General features: G+C 55.0%; 10 protein-coding genes. All 10 read left to right on the forward strand.

The features are described 5' to 3' along the window. Positions 1 to 1095: a phospho-N-acetylmuramoyl-pentapeptide-transferase gene (mraY, locus tag PsW74_RS21555; protein WP_063289943.1), complete on the forward strand. Its 1095-nt coding sequence runs from the start codon at positions 1 to 3 to the stop codon at positions 1093 to 1095. A gap of 12 nt (positions 1096 to 1107) precedes the next feature. Then, positions 1108 to 2508 (forward strand): UDP-N-acetylmuramoyl-L-alanine--D-glutamate ligase, encoded by a 1401-nt coding sequence (gene murD, locus PsW74_RS21560; protein WP_057465724.1) that lies wholly within the window; start codon positions 1108 to 1110, stop codon positions 2506 to 2508. Then, positions 2508 to 3665: a putative peptidoglycan glycosyltransferase FtsW gene (locus PsW74_RS21565; RefSeq protein WP_057465725.1), complete on the forward strand. Its 1158-nt coding sequence runs from the start codon at positions 2508 to 2510 to the stop codon at positions 3663 to 3665. The genes murD and PsW74_RS21565 overlap by 1 nt, the downstream gene beginning before the upstream one ends. 28 nt (positions 3666 to 3693) lie before the next feature. Next, positions 3694 to 4818 (forward strand): undecaprenyldiphospho-muramoylpentapeptide beta-N-acetylglucosaminyltransferase, encoded by a 1125-nt coding sequence (gene murG / locus PsW74_RS21570; RefSeq protein WP_063289942.1) that lies wholly within the window; start codon positions 3694 to 3696, stop codon positions 4816 to 4818. Then, complete coding sequence (gene murC / locus PsW74_RS21575; RefSeq protein WP_063289941.1) at positions 4815 to 6236, forward strand: UDP-N-acetylmuramate--L-alanine ligase; 1422 nt, start codon at positions 4815 to 4817, stop codon at positions 6234 to 6236. The genes murG and murC overlap by 4 nt, the downstream gene beginning before the upstream one ends. Further along, positions 6233 to 7207 (forward strand): UDP-N-acetylmuramate dehydrogenase, encoded by a 975-nt coding sequence (murB, locus tag PsW74_RS21580; protein ID WP_063289940.1) that lies wholly within the window; start codon positions 6233 to 6235, stop codon positions 7205 to 7207. Before murC ends, murB begins: the two co-directional genes overlap by 4 nt. A 49-nt stretch (positions 7208 to 7256) precedes the next feature. Continuing rightward, positions 7257 to 8180: a D-alanine--D-alanine ligase gene (locus PsW74_RS21585; RefSeq protein WP_063289939.1), complete on the forward strand. Its 924-nt coding sequence runs from the start codon at positions 7257 to 7259 to the stop codon at positions 8178 to 8180. After that, positions 8168 to 9082, forward strand: coding sequence for a cell division protein FtsQ/DivIB (locus tag PsW74_RS21590; RefSeq protein ID WP_208988092.1), 915 nt, complete (start codon positions 8168 to 8170; stop codon positions 9080 to 9082). The genes PsW74_RS21585 and PsW74_RS21590 overlap by 13 nt, the downstream gene beginning before the upstream one ends. After that, complete coding sequence (gene ftsA, locus PsW74_RS21595) at positions 9079 to 10401, forward strand: cell division protein FtsA (RefSeq protein WP_063289938.1); 1323 nt, start codon at positions 9079 to 9081, stop codon at positions 10399 to 10401. The genes PsW74_RS21590 and ftsA overlap by 4 nt, the downstream gene beginning before the upstream one ends. Before the next feature lie 111 nt (positions 10402 to 10512). Beyond that, positions 10513 to 12276: a cell division protein FtsZ gene (ftsZ, locus tag PsW74_RS21600; RefSeq protein WP_063289937.1), complete on the forward strand. Its 1764-nt coding sequence runs from the start codon at positions 10513 to 10515 to the stop codon at positions 12274 to 12276. Positions 12277 to 12489 lie beyond the last annotated feature (213 nt).

Raw genomic sequence — 12489 nt, forward strand, 5'->3', positions numbered from 1 at the left:
ATGCTATATTTGCTGGCGGAGCTTTCAGAGGTTTATCCTTCCCTGTCTGCGCTGAATGTTTTTAAATACATTACGTTCCGTACCGGCGGCGCGATTATGACTGCTTTGTTGTTTGTGTTCCTGTTTGGCCCACGCATCATTGATGCGCTGCGTTCGCGTCAGGGACATGGACAGCCAATTCGTGAAGACGGGCCTGCGAGCCATCTGCTGACAAAAAAGGGTACGCCTACCATGGGCGGCCTGATGATCCTTTCCGGGATGATTGTTGCGACGCTGTTGTGGGCTGACCTTCGCAATCCCTACACCTGGATTGTTCTGGGTGTGACTGTCGGTTTTGGCCTCATTGGTTTTTATGATGACTATCTGAAAGTCACCAAGTCTTCGCACAAAGGCTTTGGCGGTAAAGCGCGTTTGGGTCTTGAGTTCCTGATTGCGGGTCTTGCGGCTTTTGCGGTGACGCTTCTGGATGCCGAGCCATTTTCCACCAGCATCGGTTTTCCGTTCTTTAAAGAGCTGACGCTGAACCTTGGTCTGTTCTTCATCCCATTCGCTGCCTTTGTTGTTGTTGGCGCGGGCAATGCGGTGAACCTGACTGATGGTCTGGATGGTCTTGCAATTGTGCCGGTGATGATTGCTGCTGCCGCGTTTGGTCTGGTCGCATACCTGACTGGTAATGCTGTGTTCTCCAGCTATCTGCAGATCCACCATGTGGCGGGCACTGGTGAGCTTGCTGTTGTGTGTGGTGCGGTGATTGGGGCTGGGCTTGGGTTCTTATGGTTCAACGCTCCACCTGCTGCGATTTTTATGGGTGACACAGGCTCTCTTGCTCTGGGCGGTATGCTGGGGGCGATTGCTGTTGCGACCAAGCACGAGATTGTTCTGGCGATCATCGGTGGTCTGTTTGTGCTGGAAGCGGTTTCTGTGATTGTGCAGGTGGCGTCGTTCAAGCTGACTGGCAAGCGTGTGTTCCGCATGGCGCCAATTCACCACCACTTTGAGCACCTGGGCTGGACTGAGAGCCAGGTGGTTATTCGTTTCTGGATCATTGCTGTTGTGCTGGCCCTTGTTGGTCTTGCCACACTGAAGCTGCGCTAGGAGGTTCGGCACATGATCCCTATCCGTCATCTTGCAGGCAAAGAAGTCGCATTGTTCGGGCTCGGAGGGTCCGGGCTTGTGACTGCGCGTGCGCTTGAGGCTGGTGGGGCTCGCGTTGATGTGTGGGACGATAATGAGGCCAGTGTTGCCACGGCTGAAGAATACGGGCTTGCTGCCATTGACCTGCGTGAGGCGGATATGTCCCGCTACGCAGCGCTGGTTGTTGCTCCGGGTGTTCCGCTGACGCATCCGACGCCGCACTGGAGTGTGGAGCGGGCGAGACAAGCTGGTATTCCGGTGATTGGGGATGTGGAGCTTTTCGTGAATGAGCGGGAAGCGGTTTGTCCAGAGGCACCGTTTGTTGCCATCACTGGTACCAACGGCAAATCCACCACGACTGCTCTGATTTCGCATGTGCTTAAAGAATGCGGCATGGATGTTCAGATGGGGGGCAATATTGGCCGTCCGGTTCTGGATCTTGAAGAGTTTTCCGAGGATCGCGTCTATGTGGTTGAGGTCTCCTCCTATCAGATCGATCTTGCGCCAAGTCTTGTGCCGGATATCGGGGTAATGATGAACCTGTCGCCGGACCATCTGGACCGGCATGGGAACATGGAGAATTACGCGTCCATCAAAGAGCGGATCGTTAAAGCAGCGCGTCTTGCTGTTGTTGGCGTGGATGATGAATTCAGTGCAGCTATTGCGCAGCGCCGTGCAGAAAGCGGTGAGCCGGTTGAGCTGATCTCTTGTCTCGGGCCTGTCGAGTTTGGCGTTTACGCTGAAGACGGTAAGGTCTTTGAGGTTTTTGATGAAGAGCAGGTGGTTGTGGCTGACCTGTCTTCCTCCAACACTTTGCGTGGCTCTCATAACGGGCAGAATGCATCTGCTGCTGTTGCGGTTTGTGCAGCACTTGGGCTGGAACTTGATGAGATTGCAGCCGCGCTTGCGACCTTCCCGGGTCTTGCGCATCGTTTGATGCTGGTTGCTGAAGCAGGCAAGGTATTGTTTGTGAATGACAGCAAGGCGACCAATGCAGAAGCTGCTGCTCACGGGTTGGCAGCGTTTGACCGGATTTATTGGATTGCTGGTGGTCGTCCGAAGGCGGGCGGGATTTCTTCGCTTAAAGCCTACTTCCCGAAAGTCGTGAAGGCTTACCTGATTGGGGAAGCGGCGGAAGAGTTTGAGCAAGAGCTTGCCAGGGCTGTTGAGGCGCACAAGTTTAGCTCTTTGGAGCTGGCTGTTGAGGCAGCGGCGCAAGATGCTGCACGGGACAAAGGCAGTGAAGCGGTGGTTTTGCTGTCTCCGGCCTGCGCCTCGTTTGACCAGTTCAAGAGCTTTGAAGTTCGCGGGGATGCATTTGTGAGCGCGGCAGTTGCTGCTGCCAAAATGCTGAAGGGTGAGGGAGCACGCTGATGGTATCACGTACGGATCGCAGTGCATTTGCAGAATGGCTCTGGACGATTGATCGTTACATGCTGATCGGCATCTTCACGCTGATGGTGTCTGGTTTGGTGTTGTCTCTTGCCGCGAGCCCTCCTGTTGCTGAACGCCTTGGGCTTGAGAGCTTCTACTTTGTGAAGAAGCAGGCGCTTTTCCTTATTCCAAGCGCTGCCGTGATGCTGGGCGTTTCAGCGCTTTCACCACGCTATATACGCCGGGTGGCACTGGTGGTGTTCTGCGTGATGCTGGTGCTGCTGTTGGGCACGCTGTTTTTCGGGTCTGACATTAAAGGTGCGCGGCGCTGGGTGAGCTTGTTTGGTATTTCCATTCAGCCGTCAGAGTTTATCAAGCCAGTGCTGGTGGTGATCATTGCGTTTCTGTTGTCTGAGGGGCGTAAAGCCCAGGACATTCCGGGGCAGCTGATCTCCATTCTTCTGTTTGGCATTGTGGCCGCCATGCTCGTGGCGCAGCCTGACTTTGGACAGACCATGCTGCTGACCATTGTTCTGTTTGCGCTGTTCTTCCTGAACGGGTTGTCCTGGCTGGCGATTGTGCCGCTTGGGATCATGGGTATTCTTGGCGTTGCTGCGGGCTTTACGTATCTGCCGCACGTTCGCGGGCGTATCATGCGTTTCCTGGATCCGTCTTCCGGTGACACCTACCAGATCGATAAAGCGATCGACTCCTTCATTGCCGGGGGGTGGCTAGGTCGTGGTGTGGGTGAAGGTACGGTGAAACGAATTTTGCCCGATAGCCATACGGACTTCATTTTTGCGGTGGCTGCTGAAGAATACGGCATCATCGTTTGTGTGGTGCTGGTGACCGTTTTTGCATTCGTTGTGCTGCGTGGTCTTTACATGGCGACGCAGGATCAGGATCCGTTTGGCCGTCTGGCGTCTTCCGGTCTTATCGTCATGTTTGGCCTGCAAAGCACTATCAACATGGCGGTGAACCTCAATCTTATGCCTGCGAAGGGAATGACCCTTCCGTTGATCTCATCAGGTGTGTCGTCGTTGATGGCGATCTCCCTGACGATGGGTTTTGTGCTGGCGCTGACGCGCAAACGTCCGCAACCGCGCAAGAACCCGATTATTACCGTTACCCGTGCTGCCCCTGTGCAGCCTGCCTAAAAGAGTTTTGCCTGTGTCGGAGAGTGAAATGAAGCCAAAGATTATGCTCACTGCTGGAGGAACGGGTGGCCACCTGTTTCCTGCACAAGCGCTGGCCTGCGAGCTGAAGCGCCGTGGGTATGGTGTTGAGCTGATCACGGACAGTCGCGCAGACAAGTATGGCAGCGCGTTTCCGGCAGATAACGTGCATCTGGTCAAAAGCGATACCATTCGCGGCAAGAACCCGATTTCTCTTGCCAAGACGGCGATCAAACTTGGTTTGGGTACGTTGCAGGCCATGAAAGCAATCCGCGCTGCTAAACCTGCTGCGATTGTTGGCTTTGGCGGGTATCCGACCTTTCCGCCAATGTTTGCTGGCCGTCTCTTAAGCGTTCCATCCATTTTGCATGAAGCCAACGCTGTGATGGGCCGGGCGAACCGGATGCTGGCCAAAGGCGCAACTGCGGTTGCAACCAGTTTTCCGCTGAAAACACTGCCTGCTGATCTGGCTGCTAAAGCGACGATGACCGGCAATCCACTGCGTGACAATGTGATTGCGGTGTGTGGTCAGACTTATAACGCACCTGAAAAAGGTGGCGCTTTTCATCTGCTGGTGTTTGGTGGCTCGCAGGGAGCGCGTGTATTCTCTCAGATTTTGCCGGCAGCGTTGAAGCTGATGGCGCCGGAAGATCGCGAGCAGCTGGTCGTTGTGCAGCAGGCTCGCCCTGAAGATCTGGAGGGGCTTGAAAGCTCCTATCGCGAGATGGGTGTTGCCGCGCAGGTGGCGTCTTTCTTTACGGATTTGCCTGAGCGCATTGCGGCCGCTCATCTGGTTATCAGCCGTTCCGGTGCTGGTACTGTATGCGAGCTGGCAGCGATTGGGCGTCCTTCTATTTTAGTACCTTTACCGGGTGCTCTTGATAACGATCAGGGCATGAATGCGAATGTGCTTGCTGAAGCAGGTGGCGCATGGCCGATCCCACAAAAAGAACTTGATCCGCAACGACTGGCCCGTGAGCTGAAAGAACTCATGGATAATCCGGGCCGTCTTGCACAGGCAGCACACGCAGCACAGGCGCAGGGCGCGCCGGAAGCTGTACAGCGCCTTGCGGATCTGACCGAAACACTTGTTGGTGCTGCACCGGCAACTGAACAGAAAGAGATTGCCTCATGAAAATGCCAGTAGACATTGGGGGAGTACACTTCGTCGGTATCGGCGGCATTGGCATGAGCGGTATTGCCGAGGTGTTGCATAATCTTGGTTACCGTGTTCAGGGCTCTGACATGTCCGAGAATGCAAACGTGCAGCGTTTGCGTGATAAGGGCATCAAGGTCATGGTGGGTCATGCTGCCGAGAACCTTGAGGGCGCTGATGTTTGCGTCATCTCTTCCGCAATCAAAGGCAGCAATGTTGAGCTGAAGGCAGCACGCGAAAACAACATGCCTGTTGTGCGCCGCGCTGAAATGCTGGCTGAGCTGATGCGCTTTAAACAGGCGATTGCCATTGGCGGCACGCACGGCAAGACGACGACGACCTCTATGGTTGCGGCGCTGCTGGATGCTGGCCATATGGACCCGACTGTTATCAATGGTGGTATCATCAACGCTTATGGCACCAATGCCCGCATGGGTGAGGGTGACTGGATGGTGGTTGAGGCGGACGAGTCCGACGGGACATTCGTCAAGCTTCCTGCTGATATTGCTGTGGTGACCAACATCGATCCTGAGCATCTTGATCACTACGGCGATTTTGATGGTGTCCGTGCTGCGTTCGCCCAGTTCGTTGAGAACGTCCCGTTTTACGGTTTTGCGGTTATGTGTCTGGATCACCCGGAGGTGCAAAGCCTTGTGGGCCAGATTGAAGACCGCCGCATCATCACTTACGGCACCAACCCGCAGTCAGATGTTCGCTTTACTGATGTCTCCACCAAGGGTGGCAAGTCCATCTTCACCGTGATCATTCATGATCGCCGCGGGGACAAGGTAACTGAGCTGAAAGACCTGGTGTTGCCAATGCCGGGTCTGCACAACGTGTCCAATGCGACGGCTGCGATTGCTCTGGCGCATTCTCTCGGTATTTCTGATGCGAACATCCGCAAGGGTCTGGCAGGCTTTGGCGGAGTGAAGCGTCGTTTTACGCACACTGGCTCCTGGAATGACGTAGAGTTTTTTGACGACTACGCGCACCATCCAGTTGAGATTAAGTCCGTCTTGCATGCGGCGCGTGAGGCAGCTGAAGGGAAGGTGGTTGCTGTGATGCAGCCCCATCGCTTTACGCGCTTGGAGAGCCTGTTTGAAGATTTCTGTGCCTGCTTCAATGATGCAGACAAGGTTGTGATTACACCTGTGTTTGCAGCTGGTGAGCAGCCGATTGAAGGGGCTGGTCAGGCTGATCTGATTTCCGGTCTGCGTGCTGGTGGTCACCGTTCGGTTCACAGCATTGCCGGTCCTGATGAGCTGGCTGGTAAGATTGCGGAGCTGGCGGAGCCGGGTGATCTGGTGATTTGCCTTGGTGCAGGGAACATTACCCAGTGGGCTTACAAGTTGCCTGTAGAGCTGGAAGCGCTCTCTCCCAAAGGAGAGACTGTATGAGCCAAACTGTAAGCTACCCTGATCTCCTGCCGCTTCTTGGTGATGCTGTCGAAGACATTCGCGGTCGCCTGATCCCGAACCAGCTGCTTTCAGCTGTGACATGGTTCCGTGTGGGAGGTCCTGCGCAGTTGATGTTCCAGCCTGCTGATGAGGCAGATCTGGCTGTGTTCATGAAAGCACTGCCAGAGGATGTGCCGGTGACTGTGGTTGGGCTTGGTTCCAACTTGCTGGTGCGTGATGGTGGCATTGAAGGTGTTGTTATTCGTCTGCCAATCCGCGGGTTTGGTCAGGTTGAATACCTTGGCGGCCATAAGCTGCGGGCAGGGGCGTGCGTTCCTGACAAGAAGCTGGCGGAAGAAGCGGCCAAGACGGGCACGGGTGGATTTGCATTCTACACCGGTATTCCGGGTGCTGTTGGTGGCGCCTTGCGCATGAATGCAGGAGCTCACGGGACAGAGACAAAGGACCGCGTTGTTAACGTTAACGCGGTGACACGATCCGGCGAAATCCTCACTCTTTCCAATGTGGAAATGGGCTATGCGTATCGCCATTCTGCTGCCTCCAAGGACCTGATTTTTACCAGTGCGGTGTTTGAAGGTTTTGCGCAGAGTGAAGATGAGATCCGCGCGGAAATGGCGGAAGTTGTTGCTCATCGTGAGAAAGCACAGCCCATTCGCGAGAAAACCGGTGGTTCCACCTTCAAAAATCCTGACGGCAACAGTGCCTGGAAGGTGGTTGATGCGGCTGGATGTCGTGGACTGCAGATCGGTGGCGCAAAAATGTCGGAATTACACTGCAACTTTATGTTGAACGTTGCAGACGCTACCGCTCATGATTTGGAAATGCTTGGCGAGACCGTTCGCCGGGATGCTCTGGCAAAGACAGGGACGCGTCTGGAATGGGAAATCAAGCGTCTTGGGGCGTTTGTGGACGGAGCGGCGATTGAGCCGTTTTTGGGTAAAGCGGGCTAATTCCGTTCACGTGTTGTTTTAGGCGTTTAAATCAGGATTGGGTTTTGTGATGACCAAGCATGTTGCAGTTTTGATGGGTGGATGGGTTGCTGAGCGGCCTGTTTCTCTGTCTTCAGGCAAAGACTGTGCGGACGCTCTGGAAGCGGCTGGTTATCAGATCACGCGTGTAGATGTTGACCGCAACATTTCTGCTGTGCTTCAGGAACTGAAACCAGACGTGGCATTCAATGCGCTGCATGGGCCGTTTGGCGAGGACGGGGCTATTCAGGGTATTCTGGAAGTGCTCGATATTCCCTACACCCATTCCGGAGTGATGTCGTCTGCGCTTGCCATGCATAAGGAAAAGGCGAAGGCCGTGATGAAGGCTGCCGGTGTTCCGGTTGCCAATGCCATTGTGGTCAGCCGCGCTGATGCTGCGCGCCGTCATGTGATGGAGCCGCCTTATGTGATCAAACCAATCAACGAAGGATCGTCCTTCGGTGTGCTGATTGTGAAGGAGGGGCAAGAGCATCCTCCGCAGGAATTGACACGCGAAGATTGGCAGTATGGTGATTTGCTCATGGTCGAGCGTTACATCCCAGGCCGCGAATTGACGTGCGCGGTGATGGGTGATGTGGCGTTAGGGGTACTAGAAATTGTACCGCTGGGTCACACTTATTACGATTATGATGCAAAATACGTCCCAGGCGGTTCACAACACATACTTCCTGCGGAAATTTTACCATCTGTTTACCAAGAAATACAAAAATCAAGTCTCAAGGCACATCAGGCTCTGGGGTGTCGCGGCGTTACACGCGCCGACTTCCGTTTTAACGAAGGACCCGGTGGCCTAGGAGAACTGATTTGTCTTGAGGTGAACACTCAACCCGGCATGACGCCAACATCACTGCTCCCGGAAATCGCGGCACACGCCGGACATGATTTTCAAGAATTGGTGAGTTGGATCGTGGAGGACGCAAGTTGCGGAAGATAAAGGCAAAATTTGATGCATTGCGGGAACGCACAGGCATCTGGAGCTATCGCTTCAGAAGTCGTGGCGTATCGCGTTTGCACCAGAGACCCGCTTGGGGGGTCACTGGATTTTTTGCACTTATCCCATCCTGGGCACCAACTGCGGGCGCTTTTGGCTTCCTTGCATTGTCCGCTGCTTATGGCATTACGCTGGGTGGACACGCCCGTAATGTGAGCGAATCAGTTACCTCCTCCGTCGGTTTCGCGGTGAATGAGATCAAAATGGAAGGTTTGCAGCGTGTTACCGAGTTTCAGGTGCTGGAAGCGCTTGAACTTCACGAACGGCCTTCTTTGATGTTGTTTGATGCGGCTGACGCGAAAGAGCGTCTGGAAGATATTGCCTGGATCCGGAATGCGGCCATCCAGAAGTTCTACCCCGGTACGCTGCGTGTGATGATCAAAGAGCAAGAGCCTTATGCGCTCTGGCAGCGTGGGGACATTACGTCTGTCATCACCAAAAAAGGCGAGGTCATCACCGATGAGGTGGATGGCCGTTATGCGAATTTGCTTCGCGTGGTCAATCACGGTGCGCAGCTGCGTGCTGGTGAGATCATGAGCGAGCTGGACAATTTCCCAGGTATCCGTGCCCGGGTGCGCGCTGCAAAGCTGCGCTCCGAACGACGCTGGGATCTTGCCTTAGAAAACGGAATTACAGTGCGTCTGCCAGAATTTGATGTTGGCGATGCGCTGGCGGAACTTAAAAAGCTGGATGATCAAGGTGGTTTGCTCTCCCGCGATATCGTCGCGGTGGACCTGCGTTTGCAGGATCGCGTTGTGGTGCGTCTTTCGGATGACGCCGCCATTCGCCGCAAAACCACCATCGAGCAACGGGGTACGCCCTCCAACTCCGGGAGGGACACATGAGCTCGAATAAGAACGTGATTTTTCTGCCGCGGATGCGGCCTTTGCCGAGCCGCAGATCTGTTGTGGTTTCTGTGCTGGACGTCGGCTCCACGAAAGTGTGCTGTATTATCGCGAAATTGGTGCCTGGTGACGAGGAAGACCTGATGCCGGGCCGTTCGCATGGCATTGAGGTGCTGGGATACGGGTATCAGGCGTCTGCAGGCATGAAGTCCGGCGTTGTTGTGGACATGGATCAGGCTGAGCAGGCGATCCGCCGCGCAGTTGATCAGGCCGAGCGTATGGCCGGTGTGATGGTGGAAACGCTGCTAGTGACTGTCAGCTGTGGCCGTCTGCAGAGCGAGATTTTCTCCGCCACTGTGCCGCTTGGAACTGAAGGTGTGACTGAGGCCGATATTCAGCGTGTGCTGGCGGCGGGTTCTACCCATACGGCGACTGAGGGACGGGCGGTGATGCATGCGCTGCCGATCTCCTACGGGCTGGATGGCAACCGCGGCATTCGTGATCCGCGCGGCATGATGGGCCGCAAGCTGGGCGTGGACATGCAGGTGGTTTCTGCAGAAGTACCGCCGGTGCGTAATCTGGAGCTTTGTATTGAGCGTGGACACCTGCAAGTGGAGTCACTGGTTGCGACGCCTTACGCAGCAGGCCTTTCCACGCTGGTAGAAGACGAGATTGAGTTGGGTGTTGCCTGTATTGATATGGGTGGTGGCACAACCACGCTTTCGATTTTTGTTGATGGTCAGATGGTGCATCTGGATGCGCTGGCTGTTGGCGGTAATCACGTCACCATGGACGTGGCGCGCGCGCTCTCCACACGGATGGAAGCTGCTGAGCGTTTGAAAGTTTTACATGGGTCTGCGCTGCCAAGTGTAGTGGATGACCGTGATTTTATTCAGGTGCCGCCCGTGGATACGGATGGCGATCTGCCAACGCAGATCCCCCGGGCGATGCTGACGCGGGTTATTCGCCCGCGCGTTGAAGAGATATTGGAGATGGTGCGAGACCGGATTGTCGCTTCTGGTTTTGCAGGCCGAGTGGGTAAACGTGTTGTGCTGACAGGCGGGGGCAGTCAGTTGACTGGCCTTTCTGAAACGGCACGACGCATTCTTGGGCGCAGTGTGCGTCTGGGGCGTCCGCTGGGTATCTCCGGTTTGCCAGAGGAAGCCAAGGGTCCGGCGTTCTCGGCAGCTGTGGGCCTGCTGATTTATCCGCAGGTGGCGCAGATTGAGCAATTCGAACCCCGGCACCAACGCCGTGGCCTTAAAGGGCGCGGGAGCTATCTGGCTCGGGTTGGTCAGTGGATTAGAGAAAGTTTCTAGTGGGGAAGCGCATAACCCCCACTATCACGAGTTTCGCCAGATGCGGCGGACGCACGAGAGGAAGAACGACATGCCCGACTTCGGGCATGTTATTAGGGTCGCGAGGTTAATATGACAATCAACCTGAAAATGCCTGATATTCAGGAATTGAAGCCCAGGATCACCGTATTCGGTGTTGGTGGCGGTGGCGGAAACGCCGTAAATAACATGGTAACGAGCGGTCTTCAGGGCTGTGACTTTGTTGTTGCTAATACGGATGCACAAGCATTGGCACTTTGCCAGGCTGAGCGTGTTATCCAGATGGGCGTTGCTGTTACGGAAGGCTTGGGCGCTGGTTCCCAGCCTGAAGTTGGTGCAGCTGCTGCAGAAGAAGTTATTGACGAGATCAACGATCACCTGTCCGGCTCGCATATGGTGTTTATCACCGCGGGTATGGGTGGTGGCACCGGTACCGGTGCTGCGCCAGTTGTTGCTCGAGCTGCGCGTGAACAAGGTATACTGACCGTCGGTGTGGTTACCAAACCCTTCCAGTTTGAAGGGTCCAGACGTATGCGTGTTGCCGAAGCCGGCATCGAAGAGTTACAGCGTAATGTTGATACTCTTATTGTTATTCCAAACCAGAATCTGTTCCGCATTGCGAATGCACAGACCACCTTTGCTGACGCCTTCTCCATGGCTGATCAGGTGCTGTATTCCGGTGTAGCGAACGTCACTGACCTGATGGTCAAAGAAGGTCTCATCAACCTCGACTTTGCTGATGTACGCTCCATAATGCGTGGCATGGGTAAAGCGATGATGGGTACCGGTGAAGCATCCGGCGAACAGCGTGCCATCCAGGCTGCTGAAGCTGCGATTGCGAACCCGCTGCTTGATGAGACTTCCATGAAGGGCGCGCGCGGTCTGCTTATCTCCATCACTGGTGGTAACGACCTGACGCTGTTTGAAGTTGATGAAGCTGCAACTCGTATCCGCGAGGAAGTAGACCCAGAAGCGAACATCATTCTTGGTGCGACCTTCGATGAATCTCTGGACGGTATTATCCGCGTTTCTGTTGTTGCCACCGGCATCGACAAAGAGCTGCGTGAAGATATCTCTCCTGCAGAGGTTCGTATGGCTGAACTCACAGAGCGTCTGCAGAGCGCTACTACGCCTACGCCCAGTCCAGCGGTAGCTGCGCCGGTAGAAGTAGCTCCTGCACCCACCCCAGTTCGTGCGATGCGCGCGATGGGCTCCGCAGCAGCCGAAACACTTATGCACTCTGAGCCGGTTGCTGTTGCAACTGACCCGGAAGTGGAAATTTCTCCTTATCAGTCTCGTCGTTATGAGCCTGTGCAGGAATATGATGCACTTGAGGAACCAACGCAGGCTTTTGATGAGCCTACCAATATTCCTGAGCCATTTATTCCACCTGTTGCACAAAAGGTAGAGCCTCAGACACGTATGCCACGTGTTGAAGACTTTCCGCCAATTGCACAGCGTGAAATTCGTGCGCGCACGGATGCTCCTGCTGCAGCGCCTGCACCACAGCCGGCATCTGCAACTCCTCAGCCAGCACCAGCCACTATGGCTCAGCAGGTTGAAGAGCATGATGAGCATCACATGGAAGAAGAGCGTCGCCCAATGGGTCTTCTGCGCCGTCTGACTGGTGGTCTTGGCCGCCGTGAAGACGAGCACATGGAGCACCATGAGCCAGTGCAGGCAGATGCGTTTGCTGAGGCTCCACGCCAGCCAGCAGCGCCTCGTCCAACCGAGCCTCGGAATCACGGTGCAGCCGGGACTCTGGACGCTGGTGGACGCCCTGCGCCTGCACGCTCACAAATGATCGAAGATGATCAGTTGGAAATCCCGGCGTTCCTGCGCCGCCAAGCCACCTGATTATCAACAGAACTCGCGCCTCTCGAGCAGCAATCCGGATTTTTCCGGGTTGCTGCTTTGCGTTTTTAAATGGAATTGTCGGTAAATGTACCTAAAATTTTCAGGACGTTACAAACCGTAATAAAGCTTTATTTTATTTGGTAAGCTCCAAGAGCTATGTTCCAGCCAACCCGCAGAGGGTATTCGAAAGTAGTGGCTCGTGAGGTTCAGTAT

Source organism: Pseudovibrio sp. W74, assembly GCF_001623085.1.
Lineage (GTDB): Bacteria > Pseudomonadota > Alphaproteobacteria > Rhizobiales > Stappiaceae > Pseudovibrio.

Bases quoted from the DNA above. Each gene is read 5' to 3' on its own strand.
- ftsZ (WP_063289937.1), top strand. From the start codon at position 10,513: ATGACAATCAACCTGAAAATGCCTGATATTCAGGAATTGAAGCCCAGG.
- ftsA (WP_063289938.1), top strand. From the start codon at position 9,079: ATGAGCTCGAATAAGAACGTGATTTTTCTGCCGCGGATGCGGCCTTTG.
- murB (WP_063289940.1), top strand. From the start codon at position 6,233: ATGAGCCAAACTGTAAGCTACCCTGATCTCCTGCCGCTTCTTGGTGAT.
- murG (WP_063289942.1), top strand. From the start codon at position 3,694: ATGAAGCCAAAGATTATGCTCACTGCTGGAGGAACGGGTGGCCACCTG.
- murC (WP_063289941.1), top strand. From the start codon at position 4,815: ATGAAAATGCCAGTAGACATTGGGGGAGTACACTTCGTCGGTATCGGC.
- mraY (WP_063289943.1), top strand. From the start codon at position 1: ATGCTATATTTGCTGGCGGAGCTTTCAGAGGTTTATCCTTCCCTGTCT.
- PsW74_RS21585 (WP_063289939.1), top strand. From the start codon at position 7,257: ATGACCAAGCATGTTGCAGTTTTGATGGGTGGATGGGTTGCTGAGCGG.
- murD (WP_057465724.1), top strand. From the start codon at position 1,108: ATGATCCCTATCCGTCATCTTGCAGGCAAAGAAGTCGCATTGTTCGGG.
- PsW74_RS21565 (WP_057465725.1), top strand. From the start codon at position 2,508: ATGGTATCACGTACGGATCGCAGTGCATTTGCAGAATGGCTCTGGACG.